Source organism: Limnohabitans parvus II-B4, from assembly GCF_003063455.1.
Classification (GTDB): Bacteria; Pseudomonadota; Gammaproteobacteria; order Burkholderiales; family Burkholderiaceae_C; genus Limnohabitans_A; species Limnohabitans_A parvus.
On record NZ_NESN01000003.1, the window covers coordinates 226,750 to 246,869 of the forward strand.

Below are 20,120 nucleotides of genomic sequence, written 5' to 3' on the forward strand. Positions count from 1 at the left end.
CTCCAACCACATCAGCAAAGTTCCGAACAACACAACCATCTCGCTTTGATCCGCTCAACAGCCTGGAGGGCTGTTGAACTTGGGGTATTCCGTATCTGGGTTTCTGGGCGTCGGCCCAACCTCCGGGGCGATTGGCCACTGTTGGCGTTGGCCTTCAGTCTGCAAATCGTGCCGGGGGTGGCATCGACCATCTGGTTTGGCGCGGTGGTGGTGGACTAAACTCCCGTCTTCAGAAATTCATTTCCATTTGAATCAACCACTTACAGCCAATTGCCAGTGAATCACATTATAGGGGCCAAGTCCGCCACTGCGACGCCTGCCGTCAAATGGTTGTTGGTGGACGAAGAGTCTGCCGGTCAGCGTTTGGACAACTTTTTGATGCGTCACCTCAAAGGGGTGCCCAAAACCCACGTTTACCGCATCATCCGCAGCGGCGAAGTGCGCATCAACAAGGGCCGTGCCTCGGCCGAGACCCGGGTCGAAAACGGCGACGAGGTGCGCTTGCCGCCCGTGCGGGTGTCCGATAAAGTGGCCGAAAAGGCCGCGCATCCTGCGCCGGGGCGTGAATTTCCGGTCTTGCTGGAAGATGACAGCCTGATGGCGATCAACAAACCGGCGGGTGTGGCGGTGCACGGCGGCTCGGGTGTGAGCTTTGGCGTGATCGAGCAATTGCGTCAGGCCCGGCCTCAGGCCAAATTGTTGGAATTGGTGCACCGGCTGGACCGCGACACCAGCGGCATTTTGCTGGTGGCCAAAAAGCGCAGTGCCCTGAAAAACCTGCAAGACCAGTTTCGCGAACGCGAAACTGGCAAGACCTATCTGGCCCTGGTCAAGGGTGACTGGCCCGCCAAATTGAAGGTGATCGACCAGCCGCTGCACAAATTTCTATTGCCCGATGGTGAACGGCGGGTCAAGGTCACCACCCCTGAAGACCCGGACGGCATGCGCTCGATCACCTTGGTCAAGGTGGCGCAGCGATTGCCTGGCGCCACTTTGTTGGAGGTGACCATCAAGACCGGGCGCACCCACCAGATCCGGGTGCACCTGGCCTCGCAAGGGCACCCGATTGCCGGAGACGACAAATACGGCGATTTCGACTGGAACCGCCAATTGCAAAAACCGGGTGCCAGCCCGGGCCTTAAACGCATGTTTTTGCATGCCTGGCGCTTGCAGTTCAACCATCCGGTGACCGCCGAGCGCATGGCCCTGCAAGCCGATTTACCCTCCGAATTGAAAGCGTATGTTGACCATGCCCAACTCAAGACCCCGCCAGTTTGACCTGATTGCCTTCGATTGGGACGGCACGCTGTTCGACTCCACGGCCATCATCACCCGCTGCATCCAGCGTGCGGTGGTGGATGTGGGTGGGCAAGAACCCACCCGCGAAGCGGCTTCGTATGTGATTGGCATGGCCCTCATGCCCGCGTTGGCCCACGCTGCGCCGGATGTGCCCAAAGACAAGTACCCGGCTTTGGGGGAGCGTTACCGCCACCATTACATCCGGCACCAAAACGACATCAGCCTGTTTGAGGGGGTGCTCGATTTGCTGGATGACCTGAAAGCCCGGCACCATTGGGTGACGGTGGCCACAGGCAAAAGCCGCCACGGACTGAACGAGGCGCTACAGGCGGTGGAGCTGCGCCACCGTTTTGATGGCTCCCGCACCGCCGATGAAACCGCTGGCAAACCCAGCCCCTTGATGCTGCATGAACTGATGCGCGAATTTGGTGTGGAGCCTGAGCGTACCCTGATGATTGGCGACACCACACACGACCTGCAAATGGCCGTGAATGCGGGTTGCGCCAGTGTGGGGGTGAGTTATGGCGCACATGAGCCCGAGGCATTTCATGCACTGAACCCGCGCCATGTGGCGCACAGTGTGCGTGATTTGCACGACTGGCTGCTGCAACACGCTTGAAACAAGGAGCGCTCATGGAGCCCATGGTCCCTTTGTGCAACAGCGCCGACCTGGTCAATGGCGGTCGTGCTGTGCCTTTTGACATTGTTTACGCTGGCCAGACTTGCCGCGCATTTGCCATCCGTTATCAAGGCCAGGTGCATGCTTACCTGAACCGTTGCACCCATGTAGCGATGGAGATGGACTACCAACCCGACCGCTTTTTTGACGACACCGGGCGCTGGTTGATGTGCGCCACGCACGGTGCCACTTACCAGCCCGATACCGGCGCTTGCTCGGGCGGCCCTTGCCGCGGAGGCCTTGTGAAAATAGACCTTTCAGAGCGGGACGGTGTGGTTCACTGGCATACTGCCTACAACTTGAAACCCCTTGAATTTTGACCATGCAAGACCCACAGGACAACACGTCCGCCCCGGCCTCCACCCCATCTGCCGTGCCCACTCAACCGGGTTGGGAGCGGCAGGCATTGGAGCAACTGGCTTTTGCCGCCCTGCGTGAACAGCAAACGGCCCGCCGCTGGAAAAGCGGTTTGCGTGTGGCCTGGCTGGTGTTTCTGTCGGTGCTGTTCTGGCAGGCTTTCAGCTTCAACACGCCCACCACCAACCCCAGTTTGCCGCACACGGCCATGGTGTCGATCCGAGGTGAAATCGGCTCCGAAGGCGAAGGCAGTGCCGAGAACGTCATGGCGGCCATGCGCAACGCGCTGGAAGACTCGGGCTCGCAGGCTTTGGTGCTGCTGATCAACTCCCCCGGTGGCAGTCCGGTGCAGGCGGGTCTCATCAACGATGAGATTCGACGCCTCAAGGCTTTGCACAACAAGCCCATCTATGTGGTGGTGGAAGAATCGTGTGCTTCGGCAGCTTATTACATTGCGGCAGCCGCTGACAAGATTTACGTGGACAAGGCCAGCATCGTGGGCAGCATTGGTGTGCTGATGGACGGTTTTGGCTTCACAGGCTTGATGGACAAGCTGGGCATTGAGCGTCGGCTGATGACGGCAGGGGCCAACAAGGGTTTTCTGGACCCGTTCAGCCCGCAGACCGAGGCGCAGCGCAAACATGCCCAGGCCATGTTGGACCAAATTCACGGCCAGTTCATCGAGGTGGTGAAAAAAGGACGGGGTGACCGTCTGAAAGAAACCCCTGAGATGTTCAGTGGCTTGTTCTGGAGCGGGCAACAGGCGGTGGACATGGGTTTGGCCGATGCCTTGGGCAGTCTGGACGGCGTCGCCCGTGACGTGGTCAAGTCCCCCGATGTGGTGGATTACACCCAGCGTGAAAATGTGGCCGAGCGTTTGGCCAAGCGCTTTGGTGCGGCGGTGGGTGAGGGGGCTGTACATGCCTTGCGCATGGGTTCAAGCCTGCGCTGAGGTTTTTTCTGTACCGATTCAAAGGGGCCCTTTTGGGTCCCTTGGTTTTTCAGGGGCCGATCGCATAGACCGCTGGTGTGTGACCATCCGGGCCCTTTTTGCCTTTTTTCCATTGCGTCACGGTGTGGCTCTGGATGCTGACAGAAGGCAGCGTCAGCCCGCTGGCAATCGCCAGGCGCGTGTTGGCCTGCAGGCTTTGCAGCAGGCCGCTGAGCATGGCCGCATTGCGGTAGGGCGTTTCGATCCACAGCTGGGTTTGGCCGGTTTTCAGCGCCAGTGATTCCAGTTGTTTCAGGCGTGTTGCGCGCTCGGCTGCGTCTTGCGGCAGGTAGCCCACAAATGCGAAGTTCTGGCCGTTGAGCCCACTGGCGGCCAAGGCCAGCAACAAGGACACCGGGCCAACCAAGGGCACCACGGTCAAGCCCAGATCATGCGCCGCACGCACCACTGAGCTGCCGGGGTCGGCCACGGCAGGCATACCGGCTTCACTGATCAGACCTACGTCGTGGCCCTGCAAAGCCGCTGCCAGCAAAGGTTTGCCGTCAAAGCCCGACTGGTGATCGCCTTTTTTGTGCACATGGCGTGGCAGTTCGGCGATGCTTTGCTCGGGCAATGGGGCGATCAGCGGATGGGTTTCACCCACGCGCTTCAAGAAGGCACGGGTGGTTTTGGCGTTTTCGCAGACCCAATGCTGGATGCTGGCAGCCTTGGCCAAGGTGTTGGTAGGTAGCACATCGGTGATGGGCGCTTGTTCGGTGCAGCCAAAGTCCAGCGGCGTTGGCACCAAAAACAGGCGACCTTTGAGTGGCTTGGGTGTGTTCACAGCAGTTTCACTCCAGCCTGGCGCAGCAGGCGGGCTGTGCGGATGAGGGGTAAGCCGACCAAAGCGGTCGGATCGTCGTTGTCGATGGATTCCAGCAAGGCAATACCCAGGCCTTCACTTTTGGCACTGCCTGCGCAGTCGTAAGGTTTTTCGGCTTGCAGGTAGTTTTCAATTTCGTCGTCGCTCAGGTCCCGAAATACCACCTTCACTTCGGCCAGATCAACTTGTTCAAAATTTGTGGCCAGGCAGACCACGGCCAATGCCGTCTGAAAAATCACGGTTTGACCGCGCATTTGGCGCAGTTGTTGCACGGCGCGGTCGTGTTCACCGGGTTTGCCCAAAGGCTGGCCCGCCAGATCGGCCACTTGGTCGGAGCCGATGACCACCGCCTCGGGGTGCAATGCCGCTACGGCCTTGGCTTTGGCCAGGGCCAGGCGCAGCGCCAGTTCGCGCGGAGATTCGCCGGGTGCAGGGGTTTCGTCCACGTCGGGCGCGGTCACACTGAACGGGATGCGCAGGCGTGTGAGCAACTCGCGGCGGTAGCGTGAGGTGGAGCCCAGCACGACTTGTCGGCTGGATGGGCAGAGAGGGGAGGCGGGGGCGGAAGTCGGTGTCAAAACGCAAACCCAAGGTGAAATTCGGATAGGTGATTCTCTTACACTGCAGCCATGGAAAAAAAATTGGACCCCCAACACCTGGATGTGGTGTCGTTTGCCCGTGATGCCATCAGCCTGAAGGGCGAGGGCTTTTTGGCCGACTGGATGCGGTTGGCAGAAGAGCAATGGGGCACAGCCATGCCCGCTGGCCCGGTGGTTTGGGCTTTGCAAGGCCGTTTGGTGCCTCAATCGGGCGGTGCGGACCAAATCTGGCTGGATTTGAAGGCTTCGGTGGCTTTGCCAATGCAGTGCCAGCGTTGCCTGACGCCTGTGCTGGAAACGGTGGAGGCCGAGCGTTCGTTCCGTTTTGTGGCCGATGAGGCCACGGCAGCGGCACTTGACGACGAGGCGGAAGAAGATATTTTGGTGATCAGTCGCGACTTTGATGCTTTGGCTTTGGTCGAAGACGAGTTGATCTTGTCTTTGCCTTTGGTTCCTTTGCACGAGGTTTGCCCCGAAACCGTACCCATGTCGGCGGCCGATCCCGAGTTTGAGGTGGCTGCCGAGCGACCTAATCCGTTTGGTGTTTTGGCGGGACTCAAGAAAGGCCCATCCAAATAAGCCGTTGATCGGGCACTTCCAATGGGCTCCCGCTTAGGCTATAATCGATGGCTTCGCCCGGTTTGTCGGGTGACATTCTCATTAACCAGACGCTGCGTCTTCATTTGCGCGGCCTCCAAGCTTCCAAGGAGCCATCATGGCTGTTCAGCAAAACAAAAAGTCGCCTTCCAAGCGCGGTATGCACCGTTCGCACAATGCCCTGAACGTGCCGGGCATCGCTGTCGAGCCAACAACAGGCGAAACACACCTGCGTCACCACATCAGCCCCAACGGTTTTTACCGTGGTCGCCAAGTGTTGAAGAACAAGTCAGAAGCCTGATCGGCGTCAGCCCTCAAGCCTCAAGAGGCCCGGCGCTACTTTCTAAGTAGCCTCGGGCTTTTGTTTTTGTGGCTTTTGCTTTGTATTGTCCGGTTTTGAGCCCAAGGATTTCATGATTTCGCCCACCCCGATCACCCTGGCTGTCGATTGCATGGGCGGCGACCACGGCCCCCGCGTCACGCTGGCGGCTTGCCGCCGTTTCTTGTCAACGCACCCCGATGCCCGATTGTTGCTGGTGGGTCGTGCAGAAGCGTTGGCAGGTTTTGCTGATCCCCGAGTCGAAGTGGTGGCAGCCACCGAAGTGGTGGAAATGGACGACCCACTTGAAGTGGCGCTGCGCAAGAAAAAAGACTCTTCCATGCGCGTGGCCATTGAGCAGGTGCGCGATGGCAAAGCCGCTGCTGCCGTCTCGGCAGGCAACACGGGTGCTTTGATGGCGATTGCCCGTTACGTGCTCAAAACCATGGACGGCATTGACCGTCCGGCCATTGCGGGCCAGATGCCCAACTTCAAGGGTGGTGGCACCACCATGCTCGATCTGGGCGCCAATGTGGATTGCACGCCGGAGCATTTGCTGCAGTTTGCGGTCATGGGTTCGGCGCTGGTGTCGGTCTTGCAAAACAAGCAAAATCCGACGGTCGGCTTGCTCAACATTGGCGAAGAAGCGATCAAAGGCAACGAAATCATCAAAAAATCGGGCGAATTGCTGCGATCTGCGGCCAGTTCGGGTGATTTGAACTTCCATGGCAATGTGGAAGGCAACGATATTTTCAAGGGCACGGTTGATATCGTGGTCTGTGATGGTTTTGTCGGCAATGTGGCGTTGAAGGCCAGCGAAGGTCTTGCCACCATGATTGGCGGCTTTCTGAAAACAGAGTTTTCTCGCAACATCTTCACAAAAATTGCGGCACTTTTGGCTTATCCGGTGCTATCTGCATTCAAAAATCGTGTGGACCACCGCCGTTACAACGGTGCCGCTTTGCTGGGCTTGCGCGGTCTGGTGTTCAAGAGCCATGGCTCCGCCGATGAGATCGCTTTCGAGACGGCCTTGAACCGGGCTTATGATGCAGGCCGAAACCAATTGCTGGACCGCGTTCGTGAACGCATCGCGCATGCCGCGCCCTTGTTGATGGGCGCGCAGGCCGAGCGCTCAGAAGCGGTCACCTCCTTATGAGAATTTATTCACGCATCATTGGCACAGGCAGTTACCTGCCGGAAAAACGCCTGACCAACGCCGACTTGGCCGCCGAACTGGCGCAGCAAGGTGTTGAAACCTCTGACGACTGGATCGTGGAGCGTACGGGCATCCGTGCCCGCCACTTTGCTGCCGACAACCAGGGTTGCAGCGATCTGGCCACCGAAGCCGCGCGCAAAGCATTGAATGCTGCCGGTTTGGCTGCGAGCGACATCGACCTGATCATTGTGGGCACGTCGACACCCGACATGGTGTTCCCGTCGGTGGCGACCATGGTCCAGCACAAGCTGGGCACTGCGGGTTGCCCAGCGTTTGACGTGCAAGCCGTGTGCAGCGGTTTCATTTATGCCTTGACGATCGCCGACGCCATGATCCAGACGGGATCGGCCAAGCGGGCACTGGTCATTGGTGCTGAGATTTTCAGCCGCATCCTCGACTTCAAGGACCGCACCACTTGCGTGCTGTTTGGTGATGGCGCTGGCGCGGTCATCCTGGAGGCTTCGGATCAGCCCGGTATTTTGGCCACCGATTTGCATGCCGATGGCAAATACAAAGACATTTTGTGTGTGCCCGGTCACGTCAACCGGGGCGGGATTTTGGGTGATCCAGTGCTCAAGATGGACGGTCAAGCCGTCTTCAAGCTCGCCGTGGGCGTGCTCGAAGAAACCGCCCGAGCCAGCCTGGCCAAGGCGAACTTGACCGATGCCGACATTGACTGGCTGATCCCTCACCAGGCCAATATTCGCATCATGCAAAGCACGGCCAAAAAGCTCAAGATGAGCCCCGACAAGGTGGTGGTGACGGTGGACCAGCATGGCAATACGTCGGCAGCCTCGATCCCGTTGGCGCTGGACACCGCTGTGCGCGACGGGCGCATCCAGCGTGGCCAGACCCTCATGCTCGAAGGCGTGGGCGGCGGCTTCACCTGGGGCTCGGTGCTCCTGCGGTATTGATGCGCTGTTGATTTGACAGGCCCGGGTCAGCGATGCGCGGCACTCTGACCCCATTCTTCTTTGATAAAAAAATTTGCACATGACCTCATTTGCTTTTGTTTTTCCTGGCCAAGGCTCCCAATCGGTGGGCATGCTCGACGCCTGGGGTAACCACCCCGTGGTGCTCGAAACCCTCAAAGAAGCCTCTGACGCCTTGGGCGAAGATGTGGCGAAGCTGATCCACGAAGGCCCCAAAGAAGCGCTGGCGATGACCACCAACACCCAGCCCGTGATGCTGGTGTCGGCTGTGGCTGCTTACCGCGCCTGGCTCGCCGAAGGCGGGGCCAAGCCGTCCGTCGTGGCCGGTCACTCGCTGGGCGAGTACAGCGCCTTGGTGGCTTCGGGCGTGTTGACGCTGACGCAAGCTGCGCCACTGGTCCGTCTGCGCGCAGCCGCCATGCAAGAAGCCGTGCCTGTGGGTGTGGGTGCCATGGCCGCGATTTTGGGTCTGGCCTCGGACAAAGTGATCGAAGGCTGCCAAGCGGCGCAAGCAACCTTCGCCGCAGGCAGCACCGAAGTGGTCGAAGCCGTGAACTTCAACGACGCGGCGCAGACCGTGATCGCGGGCAGCAAGGCGGCGGTCGACAAAGCCTGCGAAGTGCTCAAAGGCATGGGGGCCAAGCGTGCGCTGCTCTTGCCCGTGTCGGCGCCCTTCCATTCGAGCCTGATGAAGCCCGCTGCCGAAAAGCTGCGCGACAAGCTCGCCACCCTGACTTTGGGCGTGCCGCAGATCCCGGTGCTCAACAACATCGACGTGGCCATCGAAACCGATGCCGACCGCATCCGTGACGCGCTGTACCGCCAGGCCTTTGGCCCGGTGCGCTGGGTTGAGTGCGTGCAGGCCATCAAGGCCCGTGGTGTGACCACGCTGGTCGAGTGCGGCCCCGGCAAGGTGCTGGCCGGCATGACCAAACGGATTGATGCGGAATTGAACGGCGTGGCGCTGTACGACCCCGCCACCTTGGCTGAAGTGAAAGGACTCCTCGCATGAGCGAAGCACAAAAACAAGTTGCCCTGGTCACAGGGGCGTCCCGTGGCATTGGTGCATCGATTGCCCTGCATCTGGCTCAGCAAGGCTTCGTGGTCATTGGCACCGCCACCAGCGATGATGGCGCAGCCAAAATCAGCCAAGCCTTGTCGGCCTTCCCCGGCAGCCGGGGTGCCAACCTGAATGTCAACGATGCCGCCGCTGGCGAAGCCCTGATCGACGCCATCGTCAAAGAGCACGGCGGCCTGCAGGTGTTGGTCAACAACGCGGGCATCACCCGCGACACGCTGGCCATGCGCATGAAAGACGACGACTGGGACGCGGTGCTCGATACCAACCTCAAGGCGGTGTTCCGCATGAGCCGCGCCGTGATCCGCCCCATGATGAAGCAGCGCTATGGCCGCATCATCAGCATCACCAGTGTGGTGGGCGCTTCCGGCAACCCCGGCCAGGCCAACTACGCCGCAGCCAAGGCGGGTGTGGCGGGCATGACCCGTGCGCTGGCCCGTGAGTTGGGCAGCCGCAACATCACGGTCAACTGTGTGGCCCCCGGTTTCATCGAAACCGACATGACCGCCAGCCTGCCTGAAGAACAACAAAAAGCCTTGCTGGGCCAGATTCCTCTGGGCCATTTGGGCAAACCCGATGACATCGCACATGCCGTGGCCTACCTGGCTGGAAGCCATGCAGGCTATGTCACCGGACAAGAATTGCATGTCAATGGTGGCATGTTCATGGCCTGATTTTCGGAAACCCCTTCCGGACAGGTAAAATCTTCATTTTTCACAACCCTCAGAGGGACCCCATGAGCGATATCGAAGCACGTGTCAAAAAAATCATTGCTGAACAACTCGGCGTTGAAGAGTCACAAGTCACCAACGAAAAAGCCTTCGTGGCCGATCTGGGTGCCGACTCCCTGGACACGGTGGAACTGGTGATGGCACTCGAAGACGAGTTCGGCATCGAGATTCCTGACGAAGACGCAGAAAAAATCACCACAGTGCAAGCGGCGATCGACTACGCCCAAAGCAAGAAGGCCTGATCGACGATGACCCGGCGCCGCGTTGTTGTCACGGGTTTGGGATGCATCAGCCCCGTGGGCAACACGGTGGCGGATGCATGGTCCAACCTGCTTGCCGGTCAGTCCGGCATTGGTCCGATCACCCGTTTTGATGCTTCAGCGATAGCCTGTAAGTTCGCGGGTGAAGTCAAAAACTTTGATCTCGAGTCCTACATCAGTGCCAAAGAGGCACGGACGATGGACCGTTTCATTCATTACGGCATTGCTGCTGCAACCCAAGCGATTCAAGACGCTGGATTGCCCACAGGCGATGCCTTGAGCGAAGACGAGGCCTGCCGTATGGGTGTGGTGATTGGTTCGGGAATTGGCGGTTTGCCGCTGATCGAAGACACCCACACCGAATATACGGCGCGCGGTGCGCGTCGGATTTCCCCATTTTTCGTCCCGGCCTCGATCATCAACATGATCTCGGGCCATGTGTCGATGCGCAGCGGTTTCAAAGGTCCCAATCTGGCCGTTGTCACTGCTTGCACCACAGGTTTGCACAGCATTGGCGAAGCCGGTCGTTTGATCGAATACGGCGACGCGGATGTGATGGTGGCCGGTGGCTCAGAAGGCTGCGTTTCGCCGCTGGGTGTGGGTGGCTTTGCCGCCATGCGCGCTTTGTCGACCCGCAACGATGACCCCACAGCCGCGTCCCGCCCTTGGGACAAAGACCGCGACGGTTTTGTACTGGGTGAAGGTGCTGGCGTGATGGTGCTCGAAGAGTACGAACATGCCAAAGCCCGTGGCGCAAAGATTTATGCCGAGCTGGGTGGCTATGGCATGAGCGCTGACGCTGGTCACATGACCGCGCCCAGCATGGACGGCCCACGCCGCGCCATGATCAACGCGATGCGCAATGCCGGTGTCAATGCCGACCAGATCGACTATTTGAACGCCCACGGCACCTCGACGCCGCTGGGAGACATCAACGAAACCAATGCCATCAAGGCGGCGTTGGGCGATCACGCTTACAAAACCGTGGTCAGCTCAACCAAGTCCATGACCGGTCACCTTTTGGGTGGCGCGGGCGGCATTGAGAGTGTGTTCACCGTGTTGGCTTTGCACCATCAAAAAGTGCCGCCGACCATCAACTTGGCCAACCCCGACCCCGAGTGCGATCTGGACTACTGTGCCAACACGGCACGCGACATGAAAATCGATGTGGCCCTGAAAAACAACTTTGGTTTTGGTGGCACCAACGGTTCGCTGGTGTTCAAACGCATCTGATCTGCCATTCAGCAAGGTCACCCCCATGCACAACGCCCCACCTGTGGTTTTCCCGGTGGGGCGTTTTGTTTGGGCCCGCAGGCTGTTGTGGGTGTTGGCTTTGTGCGGTGCCTTGGGCTTGGTTTTTTGGCAAGCGAACACGAACTCTTTTGGGGTGAAGTGGGCTTGGGCTTCGTGGGGCATTTGTGTTTTGGCTGCCACATACGCCAGTACAAGCGATATTTTGCTTGGGGGTTACTTGGTCTGGACGGGTGAAGTCTGGTTGTGGCGTGATGCCAAAGGCCGAGAAATGGAGATGCAGCTGCATGTGCTGCTGGATGTCGGATCGGCGCTTGGCCTTGTCCTACGCTGTGCCGATGCGCCATGGTATTTTCCCCAGCGCTTTGCCTGGCTGGAGGACCGCGATATGCCCCAGATGTGGCATGGTTTGCGGTGCGCGGTATATTCGCGACCCAAGGCCGTGCGAAAGCCTGGCGATCATGTCAGTGACGCGTTTTGAAGTCTTGAAGTCGAGAGAATCGCCACGATCTGTGTGCACCTGAGCAGATGGTTTTAACAGCCCAAGGAGGCAAGTGTGTTCAAAGATATTTGGAATAAAAGTACAGCCACTGTGCTGGTGACGGCGGGTTTGCTTGGGGCATTGGGCATGGGTGTCTCTGGCTCAGTCATGGCGCAAGGGGCTGGGGCTGTCGTGCGGGGCTTGCCGGACTTCACCGAATTGGTGGAGCAGGTTGGGCCTTCGGTGGTGAACATTCGGACGCTTGAGAAAGCACGCCCAACAGAAACCATGCCGGGCGGCACAGATGAAGAGATGCAGGAATTGTTCCGGCGCTTTTTTGGGGTGCCCATTCCCAACGCACCGCGTCAAGCGCCACGTCAAAACAGACCACAGGAAGAGGCTCAACCGAAAGGTGTGGGCTCAGGCTTCATCTTGAGCGCCGATGGTTTCATCATGACCAATGCGCACGTGGTCGATGGTGCAGACGAAGTGTTGGTGACCTTGACCGACAAGCGCGAGTTCAAGGCCCGCATTGTGGGTGCCGACAAACGCACCGATGTGGCGGTGGTGAAGATCCAGGCGACCGGATTGCCCGCCGTGAAGGTCGGTGATGTGAGCCGTTTGCGCGTGGGGGAATGGGTCATGGCGATCGGCTCGCCCTTTGGCTTGGAAAACACGGTCACTGCGGGCATCGTGAGCGCCAAGCAGCGAGACACAGGTGACTACTTGTCGTTCATTCAGACCGATGTGGCGATCAACCCCGGCAACTCCGGTGGACCCTTGATCAATATGCGCGGTGAGGTGGTGGGCATCAACAGCCAGATTTACTCCCGTTCGGGGGGCTTCATGGGTATTTCGTTTGCCATTCCCATGGACGAGGCGATGCGTGTCAGTGAGCAATTGCGCGCCAGTGGACGCGTCAGCCGTGGACGCATCGGGGTTCAGATTGCGCCAGTGACCAAAGAGGTGGCTGAGTCCATTGGTCTGGGCAAGGCGCAAGGTGTCCTGGTGCGTGGTGTCGAAGAAAGCTCACCTGCAGAAAAAGCGGGCTTGGAAGCCGGCGACATCATCACGCGTTTTGATGGCAAGGTGATCGACAAACCTGCAGATTTGCCGCGTGCGGTCGGCAACACCAAGCCTGGCAGCAAAGTGGGCATCACGGTGTTCCGTCGTGGTGGCCACAAGGACTTGAACATCACAGTGGCTGAAATTGAGCCCGAAAAAGTGGCAGCGGCATCGGCTGAGAAAAAAGCACCAGCGACCACCGGGCAGCCTTGGGGTTTGGCGGTGAGTGATTTGACCGAGGCGCAAAAGAAAGAGTTTCGCGTGCGAGGGGGAGTGCGTGTGGACGCTGCCACCGATATGGCCGCCCGGGCAGGCATTCGCGAAGGGGATTTGATCTTGGCCATTGCCAATGCGGAGGTGACCTCGCTCAAAGAGTTTGAGTTGATCATGTCGCGTGTTGACAAAAATCGGCCCATCAGCGTGCTCATTCGCCGTGGCGATGGGGCGCAATATGTGCTGATCCGACCTGGTAAGTGAAGCCGTGGACTTGTCAAGAGTCCACAGCACTTGGCAGGGCATTGGGCTCAATTCAGGGCTTTCAAAGGGGCACTTGCAAAAGTTTTTGTCTTCTTTAAAAAGATTTTTAAAGTTTGCGCCAACTAACTTTATCGCTCGCTCATAACGAATTTAGATAAAATTGGTGGTCTTGACCATGAATTGATGGCATAAAGTGCAGGGCTGAGTTCACGATGCGAGATTCCACACAGGAGTCCACCGGTGATCCACAGACGACCCACAAGTTGTTCAATCAGATATTAACTAGGCTGTCGATAACTTGTGCATAAAGTCCATGTTGCAAAGCAGCAACGACCTGCCAATCGTGTTTTTGGGGCTGTGCGTATGGGCCAATTTGCCTACAATGAAGCTCCAACTATCGCAGTTGCCATAGATTGTTGGTTCAGGGCGCGTCTCCACCAGACGCGCCCTTTTTTCTTTTACGGATCCTTGATCCACAAACACTTGCAGACGTTGCTTGATGAATCACATCAGAAATTTTTCGATCATTGCCCACATTGACCATGGCAAATCCACGCTGGCCGATCGCTTGATTCAACGGTGTGGTGGTCTCGAAGCGCGTGAGATGGAAGCCCAAGTGCTGGACTCGATGGACATCGAGAAAGAGCGTGGCATCACCATCAAGGCGCAAACTGCTGCGTTGCACTACAAGGCCAAAGATGGTCAGGTTTACAACCTCAACTTGATCGACACACCTGGTCATGTGGACTTCTCTTATGAAGTGTCGCGTTCACTGTCGGCTTGCGAAGGCGCACTGCTGGTGGTTGATGCCAGCCAGGGCGTTGAAGCACAAACCGTGGCCAACTGCTACACCGCGCTCGACTTGGGTGTGGAAGTGGTGCCCGTGCTCAACAAGATGGATTTGCCCAACGCCGATCCGGACAATGCCCGGGCCGAAGTGGAGGATGTGATCGGCATCGACGCTACCGATGCGATTCCCTGCTCGGCCAAGACCGGCATGGGCATCGAAGAAATCCTTGAAGCCGTGGTGGCCCGCATTCCGCCGCCAAAGGGTGACCCTGATGCGCCCTTGCGCGCCATGATCATCGACAGCTGGTTTGACAGCTATGTTGGCGTGGTCATGTTGGTGCGCGTCGTTGATGGTCAGTTGATCAAAAACGAGCGTATCCGCATGATGGCCAGCAATGCCGTTTATGAAGCGGGCAGTCTGGGCGTGTTCACGCCCGCCAACGAGCCGCGCCAGTTGCTCAGGGCAGGCGAGGTGGGTTACATCATCGCGGGCATCAAAGAGTTGCAGGCGGCCAAGGTCGGCGACACCGTGACGCTGGAAAAAAAGCTGCCCAACAACATGGGCCCCGCTGCCGAGGCCTTGCCTGGCTTCAAGGAAATTCAGCCGCAAGTTTTTGCGGGTTTGTACCCGACCGAAGCCAACCAGTACGACGGCCTGCGCGACGCGCTGGAAAAACTCAAACTCAACGACGCTTCTCTGCATTACGAACCCGAAGTCTCGCAAGCTCTGGGCTTTGGCTTCCGCTGCGGCTTTTTGGGTTTGCTGCACATGGAAATCGTGCAGGAGCGTCTGGAGCGCGAGTTTGACCAGGACTTGATCACCACCGCGCCCAGCGTGGTGTACCAAGTAGTCCAGCCCGGTGGCGAAGTCGTCATGGTGGAAAACCCCTCCAAAATGCCAGACCAAGGCAAGTTGCAGGAGATCCGGGAGCCTATCGTCACCGTGCATCTGTACATGCCGCAAGACTATGTCGGCCCTGTGATGACGCTGGCCAACCAAAAACGCGGTGTGCAGATGAACATGGCCTACCACGGTCGCCAGGTCATGTTGACCTATGAAATGCCGCTGGGCGAGATCGTGCTGGACTTTTTTGACAAGCTCAAATCGGTCAGCCGGGGCTATGCCTCGATGGATTACGAGTTCAAGGAATTCCGGGCCTCAGATGTGGTGAAGGTCGACATTTTGCTGAACGGCGAAAAGGTCGATGCGCTGTCCATCATCGTGCACCGCTCGCAGTCACAGTACCGGGGTCGTGCGGTGGTGGCCAAGATGCGTGAGATCATCAGCCGCCAAATGTTCGACGTGGCGATTCAGGCCGCCATTGGTGCCAACATCATTGCCCGTGAAAGCATCAAGGCCTTGCGCAAAAACGTGCTGGCCAAGTGTTACGGTGGCGATATTTCGCGCAAGCGCAAGCTGCTTGAAAAGCAAAAAGCGGGTAAAAAGCGCATGAAACAAATTGGGTCGGTCGAGGTGCCTCAAGAGGCATTCTTGGCCATTTTGCAGGTGGAAGATTGATGCAGTTTTTAACGTCTTTGGTGCTGGCCGCTTTTGTGGGCTATGCCGGTGCTTGGTATACGGGTTTCATCGAGGGCAACTTTGCGCTGCTCTTGTTGTTGGCCACGGTGGTCACAGGCATTTATTGGCTGGCCGAGCGCTTTGTGTTTTTGCCTCAGCGCCAAAAAGCTGCCGTGCAACTGGAAGCCGAAACAGCACAGCGCCGTGCAGATTTGGCCAAGATGGGCATAGACAAGGTGGATACCGATACGAAGGACGCCCAAGAAAAATTGCTGATGCAACCTTGGTGGCTGGACTGGACTGCGGGCTTGTTTCCGGTCATCGTGGTCGTGTTCATCTTGCGCTCATTTTTGTTTGAGCCATTCAAGATTCCGTCCGGTTCGATGATCCCGACCTTGCACATTGGTGATTTGATCCTCGTGAACAAATTCCATTACGGTATTCGTTTGCCCGTGGCCAACATCAAGGTCACGCAAGGCACGCCCGTCCAGCGCGGTGATGTGATGGTGTTCCGTTACCCGCCCAAACCCACGGTGGACTACATCAAGCGTGTGGTGGGTGTGCCTGGTGATGAAGTGGCCTATCTGAACAAGAAGCTCACCATCAATGGCAAAGCGTTGCCCACTCAGGCCTTGCCCGACTTTTTCGACGAGTCGACCATGCGTTACTTCAAGCACCGCAGCGAGACGCTAGGAGCCAAGCCGCACCAGACCATTCAAGACGATGACCGCCCCGCATTCGTGCCGGGTGCTGATCCGTTTGCCGGTCGTGAAAACTGCAACTACACCGTCGAAGGCGTGACCTGCAAAGTGCCAGAGGGGCATTACTTCATGATGGGTGACAACCGCGACAACTCTTTGGATTCGCGCTATTGGGGCTTTGTGCCCGATGCCAACATCGTGGGCAAAGCTTTTTTTGTGTGGATGAACTTTGGCAACCTCAAGCGCATTGGCGCTTTTGACTGAGGTGAGCGTGGCCACATCTCCTGCACTGTCTGAACTGCAAATCCGCCTGGGCTATGCCTTTCGCCAAGCGGCGCTGCTGCAGCAAGCGGTCACGCACCGCAGTTTCAGCGCAGACCACAATGAGCGCTTGGAGTTTTTGGGCGACTCGGTGCTGAACCTCTCGGTTGCACACTTGCTGTACACCCAGCTGGCCAGCTTGCCCGAAGGCGATTTGTCGCGTGTGCGGGCCAATCTGGTCAAGCAAGACACCTTGCACCAACTGGCCAAAACCCTGGATTTGTCCTCGGTGATGCGGCTGGGCGAGGGCGAAATGCGCTCAGGTGGTCAAAACCGCCCCTCCATCTTGGCCGACGCGCTGGAAGCGATCATTGGTGCCGTGTACCTGGACGGTGGCTACAAGGATGCACAAGTCTTGGTCGAGCGCCTCTTTGCCCAGGTCGACATCAAACCCGACATGCAGGCCGTGGGCAAAGACCCCAAGACCGAGCTGCAAGAGTGGTTGCAAGGGCGCAAGTTCGCGCTGCCCAAATACACCGTGGTCGGCACATCCGGCGCGGCGCACCGCCAGCAGTTCGAGGTCTCGTGCGAAGTGACCGAATTGCGCCAAACCCAACAAGGCTCGGGCGCATCGCGTCGCGCTGCCGAACAAGCAGCGGCTGCCGCCATGCTGCTCACCTTGAAATCCGAAAGCGCCGCATGAGCACCGATAAAAAAATGCCTGAAACTGAACGCACACCGCAAGAGCAAACCATGCGCCGCCCTGTACAAATCGCGGGTGTGACCATTCAGCCTCGATCCTCTGCTGAAAATGCGTCGGAAGACGCCGCCTTGCCCCCGGTTGCAGCTGCCCCCGCGCCTGTGCCGATGGAAGGCCAGCGCTGCGGCTTGGTGGCCATTGTTGGCAAACCCAACGTGGGCAAGTCGACCTTGCTCAACGCCTTGGTCGGTCAAAAAATCAGCATCACCTCGCGCAAAGCGCAAACCACGCGCCACCGCATCACCGGCATCCGCACCCAGGGCGCTGCCCAATATGTGTTTGTCGATACCCCTGGTTTCCAGACCATCCACGGCACCGCGCTCAACAAGTCGCTGAACAAAACCGTGGTGGGTGCCGTGAGCGATGTGGATCTGGTTTTGTTTGTGGTCGAGGCCGGTAGCTTCACCACGGCCGACGCCAAAGTGCTGGCGCTGCTCAAGCCCGGCATTCCGGTCTTGTTGGTGGCCAACAAACTCGACAACGTGCACCGCCGTGGCGACATCGCGCCCTGGCTGCAAAGCATGCACGAGCGCCATGCCTTCACCGAGTTTGTGCCCATGTCGGCCAAGCAGCCCAAAGACATCGAACGCCTGCTCGGTATTTGCGAAAAATACCTGCCCGAGCAGCCCTGGTGGCACGCCGAGGACGAACTCACCGACCGCAGCGAAAAGTTTTTGGCCAGCGAAATGGTGCGTGAAAAACTCTTCCGCCTGACAGGTGACGAGTTGCCCTATACATCCACCGTGGTGATCGATAAATTTGAAGAAGAAGCGGGCCGCACGTCCAAGCGCATGTTGCGCATTGCCGCCACCATCGTGGTCGAGCGCGAAGGCCACAAGGCCATGGTGATCGGTGACAAGGGTGAAAAGCTCAAGCGCATCGGCACCGAAACCCGCGTGGAGCTGGAAAAACTGCTCGACGCCAAGGTGTTCATTGAGCTGTGGGTCAAAGTGCGTTCAGGCTGGGCCGACGACGAAGCGCGTGTGCGCAGCTTCGGCTACGAGTAAGCCCTGCGTCCATGGCCACCAAGCGGATCGCAGACGAGCCAGCCTATGTGCTGCACCGCTACGACTGGAGCGAAACCAGCCTGATCCTCGAAGTCTTCACCCGCCACCATGGCCGGGTGGCTTTGGTGGCCAAAGGGGCCAAACGGCCCACATCCAGTTTTCGCCCGGTGCTCTTGCCGCTGCAGCCTTTGTCGCTGGCGTTTGGGGGCGATGGTGATATCCGCACCCTCAAATCGGCCGAGTGGGTGGGTGGTTATGTCATGCCCACGGGCGAGGCGCTGCTGTCGGGTTATTACCTCAATGAATTGCTGATGCGCCTGACGGCGCGAGACGACCCCCATCCGCATTTGTTTGAGGTGTATGCCGCCGCCGTGCGCTTGCTCGCCAGCGGTGACCCCGATGCACTGCAATGGGCTTTGCGTGCGTTTGAACTGCTGTTGCTTAAAAACATGGGCTTGCTGCCTGCGCTCAACTTGCAAACCCTGACGCTCAAGCCGCTGGAGCCTGAAGGTTTCTACACCTTGGTGCCAGAAGCGGGGCTTCAATGGGTGCCCGAGGGCAGCCGACACGCTTTGCAGGGTGCGCAATGGCTGGCGCTGCAAGCGGCACTCGACGACCCCAGTCCGCTGGCCGCCTTGCTGCGTGAATGCGCCGACCTGCTTGTGCAACTGCAGCGCCCCTTGCGCTTGATGCTCAACTACCATTGCGGCGTGGGCGCTTTGCGTACCCGCCAGATGATGCTGGACTTGCAAACCTTATGAACACCTCCTTGACGACCACCCCCCAACGCGTGGCCCTGTCGGTCAACGTCAACAAAGTCGCGCTGCTGCGCAACTCCCGCCACCTGGGCATCCCCAGCGTCACTCGCGCGGCCGAGCTGTGCCTGCAAGCGGGCGCGCAGGGCATCACCATCCACCCCCGGCCTGACGAGCGGCACATTCGTGCCAGCGACGTGCCCGAGTTGCACGCCCTCATGCAGGCCTGGCCCGACCGCGAGTTCAACATCGAAGGCAACCCCTTCCACAACCTTATGGACCATGTACGCGCCGTGCGTCCGCACCAGGTGACCTTTGTGCCCGACAGTGAAGGCCAGTTCACCAGCGACCATGGCTGGAGTTTTCCGCAAGACGCCGAACGACTGAAACCCCTGATCGACGAGTGCAATGCTCTGGGCGTGCGCGTGAGCCTGTTCATGGACCCGGTGCCTGAGCAAATGGCCGGGGCCCGCGCTGTGGGTGCCGACCGGGTGGAGCTGTACACCGAGCCCTATGCCGCCAGCTGGGGCACGCCAGACAACGCCGCGCAGTTGCAGCGTTACGCCGATGCCGCACTGGCCGCAACGCAAGCGGGGCTGGGCTTGAATGCCGGTCACGACCTCAACCGTGACAACCTGCCCGCCTTTGTAGCGGCCGTCAAAGGCCTGCAAGAAGTCTCGATTGGCCACGCCTTCATGGCCGACGCGCTGGAGCTGGGCTATACCGCGACTGTGCAGGCTTACCTCGCTTGCCTGAAAAAATGATCTACGGCATCGGCACCGACATCTGCGACATCCGCCGCATCAAAGCCAGCCTGGAGCGGCACGGTGAGCGCTTTGCCGCCAAGGTCTTGAGCGACACCGAGATGGCCACCTGGAAGGCCCGCAGTGCCCGCTGGCCCGAGCGCGGTGTGCGCTACTTGGCCACCCGCTTTTCGGCCAAAGAGGCTTTCAGCAAGGCCATTGGCTTGGGCATGCGCATGCCCATGACCTGGCGCCTCTGCGAAATTGGCAAGCTGCCCAGCGGTCAGCCGTTCATCGTGCTGCACGGCGAACTGAAAACATGGTTTGAAGCCAAAAACCTCAGCGCCCACATCACCGTGACCGACGAGTCCGAATACGCCGCCAGTTTTTGCGTGGTCGAGACCGCAAGCGCACCACACCCTTGATTTGC

The 20,120-nt window shown here is 58.8% G+C and carries 23 protein-coding genes; 21 read left to right on the forward strand and 2 right to left on the reverse strand.

Annotated features, from left to right (window positions below; genetic code table 11):
- The first annotated feature begins 276 nt into the window (after positions 1 to 276).
- From B9Z37_RS09510 to B9Z37_RS09525, 4 genes are read left to right on the forward strand one after another with little or no spacing between them, the layout of a single operon-like run.
- Positions 277 to 1,278 (forward strand): RluA family pseudouridine synthase, encoded by a 1,002-nt coding sequence (locus B9Z37_RS09510; protein ID WP_108312786.1) that lies wholly within the window; start codon positions 277 to 279, stop codon positions 1,276 to 1,278.
- Positions 1,250 to 1,918, forward strand: a complete 669-nt coding sequence (locus B9Z37_RS09515; protein WP_108312993.1) for an HAD family hydrolase — start codon at positions 1,250 to 1,252, stop codon at positions 1,916 to 1,918. The genes B9Z37_RS09510 and B9Z37_RS09515 overlap by 29 nt, the downstream gene beginning before the upstream one ends.
- 14 nt (positions 1,919 to 1,932) lie before the next feature.
- Complete coding sequence (locus tag B9Z37_RS09520) at positions 1,933 to 2,298, forward strand: Rieske (2Fe-2S) protein (RefSeq protein ID WP_108287894.1); 366 nt, start codon at positions 1,933 to 1,935, stop codon at positions 2,296 to 2,298.
- 2 nt (positions 2,299 to 2,300) lie between these two features.
- Complete coding sequence (locus B9Z37_RS09525; protein WP_108312787.1) at positions 2,301 to 3,287, forward strand: S49 family peptidase; 987 nt, start codon at positions 2,301 to 2,303, stop codon at positions 3,285 to 3,287.
- Between the two features lie 49 nt (positions 3,288 to 3,336).
- Here B9Z37_RS09525 and B9Z37_RS09530 read toward each other — a convergent pair whose 3' ends face one another.
- Both B9Z37_RS09530 and B9Z37_RS09535 read right to left on the reverse strand, forming a co-directional pair.
- Positions 3,337 to 4,110 (reverse strand): SAM-dependent methyltransferase, encoded by a 774-nt coding sequence (locus B9Z37_RS09530; RefSeq protein ID WP_108312788.1) that lies wholly within the window; start codon positions 4,108 to 4,110, stop codon positions 3,337 to 3,339.
- Positions 4,107 to 4,673 carry a Maf family nucleotide pyrophosphatase gene (locus tag B9Z37_RS09535; protein WP_108312789.1) on the reverse strand — a complete coding sequence of 189 codons (567 nt, stop codon included), beginning with the start codon at positions 4,671 to 4,673 and terminating at the stop codon, positions 4,107 to 4,109. Before B9Z37_RS09535 ends, B9Z37_RS09530 begins: the two co-directional genes overlap by 4 nt.
- Positions 4,674 to 4,778: 105 nt before the next feature.
- Here B9Z37_RS09535 and B9Z37_RS09540 point away from each other — a divergent pair, with 105 nt between their 5' ends.
- The 17 genes from B9Z37_RS09540 to acpS all read left to right on the forward strand — a co-directional run bounded on the left by B9Z37_RS09540 (position 4,779) and on the right by acpS (position 20,115).
- A complete protein-coding gene (locus B9Z37_RS09540) occupies positions 4,779 to 5,327 on the forward strand; it encodes a YceD family protein (protein ID WP_108312790.1) in 549 nt (182 codons plus the stop codon).
- 136 nt (positions 5,328 to 5,463) lie between these two features.
- A complete protein-coding gene (gene rpmF / locus B9Z37_RS09545; protein WP_005794249.1) occupies positions 5,464 to 5,646 on the forward strand; it encodes a 50S ribosomal protein L32 in 183 nt (60 codons plus the stop codon).
- 112 nt (positions 5,647 to 5,758) lie between these two features.
- Positions 5,759 to 6,820: a phosphate acyltransferase PlsX gene (gene plsX, locus B9Z37_RS09550; RefSeq protein WP_108312994.1), complete on the forward strand. Its 1,062-nt coding sequence runs from the start codon at positions 5,759 to 5,761 to the stop codon at positions 6,818 to 6,820.
- Complete coding sequence (locus B9Z37_RS09555; RefSeq protein ID WP_108312791.1) at positions 6,817 to 7,794, forward strand: beta-ketoacyl-ACP synthase III; 978 nt, start codon at positions 6,817 to 6,819, stop codon at positions 7,792 to 7,794. Before plsX ends, B9Z37_RS09555 begins: the two co-directional genes overlap by 4 nt.
- 79 nt (positions 7,795 to 7,873) lie before the next feature.
- A complete protein-coding gene (gene fabD, locus B9Z37_RS09560) occupies positions 7,874 to 8,824 on the forward strand; it encodes an ACP S-malonyltransferase (protein ID WP_108312792.1) in 951 nt (316 codons plus the stop codon).
- Entirely contained in the window at positions 8,821 to 9,564 is a 744-nt protein-coding gene (fabG, locus tag B9Z37_RS09565) for a 3-oxoacyl-ACP reductase FabG (protein ID WP_108312793.1), read from the forward strand. Before fabD ends, fabG begins: the two co-directional genes overlap by 4 nt.
- A gap of 62 nt (positions 9,565 to 9,626) precedes the next feature.
- On the forward strand, positions 9,627 to 9,863 hold the full coding sequence (gene acpP, locus B9Z37_RS09570; protein WP_019427049.1) for an acyl carrier protein: 237 nt from the start codon (positions 9,627 to 9,629) through the stop codon (positions 9,861 to 9,863).
- A 6-nt stretch (positions 9,864 to 9,869) separates the two neighbouring features.
- On the forward strand, positions 9,870 to 11,114 hold the full coding sequence (fabF, locus tag B9Z37_RS09575) for a beta-ketoacyl-ACP synthase II (RefSeq protein WP_108312794.1): 1,245 nt from the start codon (positions 9,870 to 9,872) through the stop codon (positions 11,112 to 11,114).
- 25 nt (positions 11,115 to 11,139) lie between these two features.
- Positions 11,140 to 11,613 (forward strand): hypothetical protein, encoded by a 474-nt coding sequence (locus tag B9Z37_RS09580; RefSeq protein WP_108312795.1) that lies wholly within the window; start codon positions 11,140 to 11,142, stop codon positions 11,611 to 11,613.
- 147 nt (positions 11,614 to 11,760) lie between these two features.
- Positions 11,761 to 13,155 carry a DegQ family serine endoprotease gene (locus B9Z37_RS09585; RefSeq protein WP_108312995.1) on the forward strand — a complete coding sequence of 465 codons (1,395 nt, stop codon included), beginning with the start codon at positions 11,761 to 11,763 and terminating at the stop codon, positions 13,153 to 13,155.
- 499 nt (positions 13,156 to 13,654) lie between these two features.
- A complete protein-coding gene (gene lepA / locus B9Z37_RS09590; RefSeq protein ID WP_108312796.1) occupies positions 13,655 to 15,463 on the forward strand; it encodes a translation elongation factor 4 in 1,809 nt (602 codons plus the stop codon).
- Entirely contained in the window at positions 15,463 to 16,428 is a 966-nt protein-coding gene (gene lepB / locus B9Z37_RS09595) for a signal peptidase I (RefSeq protein WP_108312797.1), read from the forward strand. Before lepA ends, lepB begins: the two co-directional genes overlap by 1 nt.
- Positions 16,429 to 16,435: 7 nt before the next feature.
- Entirely contained in the window at positions 16,436 to 17,128 is a 693-nt protein-coding gene (gene rnc, locus B9Z37_RS09600; RefSeq protein WP_407067232.1) for a ribonuclease III, read from the forward strand.
- A gap of 164 nt (positions 17,129 to 17,292) precedes the next feature.
- Positions 17,293 to 18,192: a GTPase Era gene (gene era, locus B9Z37_RS09605; RefSeq protein ID WP_108312997.1), complete on the forward strand. Its 900-nt coding sequence runs from the start codon at positions 17,293 to 17,295 to the stop codon at positions 18,190 to 18,192.
- 11 nt (positions 18,193 to 18,203) lie between these two features.
- A complete protein-coding gene (gene recO, locus B9Z37_RS09610) occupies positions 18,204 to 18,953 on the forward strand; it encodes a DNA repair protein RecO (protein ID WP_108312798.1) in 750 nt (249 codons plus the stop codon).
- Entirely contained in the window at positions 18,950 to 19,711 is a 762-nt protein-coding gene (locus tag B9Z37_RS09615; protein WP_108312799.1) for a pyridoxine 5'-phosphate synthase, read from the forward strand. Before recO ends, B9Z37_RS09615 begins: the two co-directional genes overlap by 4 nt.
- Complete coding sequence (gene acpS, locus B9Z37_RS09620) at positions 19,708 to 20,115, forward strand: holo-ACP synthase (RefSeq protein ID WP_108312800.1); 408 nt, start codon at positions 19,708 to 19,710, stop codon at positions 20,113 to 20,115. The genes B9Z37_RS09615 and acpS overlap by 4 nt, the downstream gene beginning before the upstream one ends.
- The last annotated feature ends 5 nt before the right edge of the window (positions 20,116 to 20,120 follow it).

Bases quoted from the DNA above. Each gene is read 5' to 3' on its own strand.
- B9Z37_RS09515 (WP_108312993.1), top strand. From the start codon at position 1,250: ATGCCCAACTCAAGACCCCGCCAGTTTGACCTGATTGCCTTCGATTGG.
- B9Z37_RS09520 (WP_108287894.1), top strand. From the start codon at position 1,933: ATGGAGCCCATGGTCCCTTTGTGCAACAGCGCCGACCTGGTCAATGGC.
- B9Z37_RS09525 (WP_108312787.1), top strand. From the start codon at position 2,301: ATGCAAGACCCACAGGACAACACGTCCGCCCCGGCCTCCACCCCATCT.
- B9Z37_RS09540 (WP_108312790.1), top strand. From the start codon at position 4,779: ATGGAAAAAAAATTGGACCCCCAACACCTGGATGTGGTGTCGTTTGCC.
- rpmF (WP_005794249.1), top strand. From the start codon at position 5,464: ATGGCTGTTCAGCAAAACAAAAAGTCGCCTTCCAAGCGCGGTATGCAC.
- plsX (WP_108312994.1), top strand. From the start codon at position 5,759: ATGATTTCGCCCACCCCGATCACCCTGGCTGTCGATTGCATGGGCGGC.
- B9Z37_RS09555 (WP_108312791.1), top strand. From the start codon at position 6,817: ATGAGAATTTATTCACGCATCATTGGCACAGGCAGTTACCTGCCGGAA.
- fabD (WP_108312792.1), top strand. From the start codon at position 7,874: ATGACCTCATTTGCTTTTGTTTTTCCTGGCCAAGGCTCCCAATCGGTG.
- fabG (WP_108312793.1), top strand. From the start codon at position 8,821: ATGAGCGAAGCACAAAAACAAGTTGCCCTGGTCACAGGGGCGTCCCGT.
- acpP (WP_019427049.1), top strand. From the start codon at position 9,627: ATGAGCGATATCGAAGCACGTGTCAAAAAAATCATTGCTGAACAACTC.
- fabF (WP_108312794.1), top strand. From the start codon at position 9,870: ATGACCCGGCGCCGCGTTGTTGTCACGGGTTTGGGATGCATCAGCCCC.
- B9Z37_RS09580 (WP_108312795.1), top strand. From the start codon at position 11,140: ATGCACAACGCCCCACCTGTGGTTTTCCCGGTGGGGCGTTTTGTTTGG.
- B9Z37_RS09585 (WP_108312995.1), top strand. From the start codon at position 11,761: ATGGGTGTCTCTGGCTCAGTCATGGCGCAAGGGGCTGGGGCTGTCGTG.
- lepA (WP_108312796.1), top strand. From the start codon at position 13,655: ATGAATCACATCAGAAATTTTTCGATCATTGCCCACATTGACCATGGC.
- lepB (WP_108312797.1), top strand. From the start codon at position 15,463: ATGCAGTTTTTAACGTCTTTGGTGCTGGCCGCTTTTGTGGGCTATGCC.
- era (WP_108312997.1), top strand. From the start codon at position 17,293: ATGGAAGGCCAGCGCTGCGGCTTGGTGGCCATTGTTGGCAAACCCAAC.
- recO (WP_108312798.1), top strand. From the start codon at position 18,204: ATGGCCACCAAGCGGATCGCAGACGAGCCAGCCTATGTGCTGCACCGC.
- B9Z37_RS09615 (WP_108312799.1), top strand. From the start codon at position 18,950: ATGAACACCTCCTTGACGACCACCCCCCAACGCGTGGCCCTGTCGGTC.
- acpS (WP_108312800.1), top strand. From the start codon at position 19,708: ATGATCTACGGCATCGGCACCGACATCTGCGACATCCGCCGCATCAAA.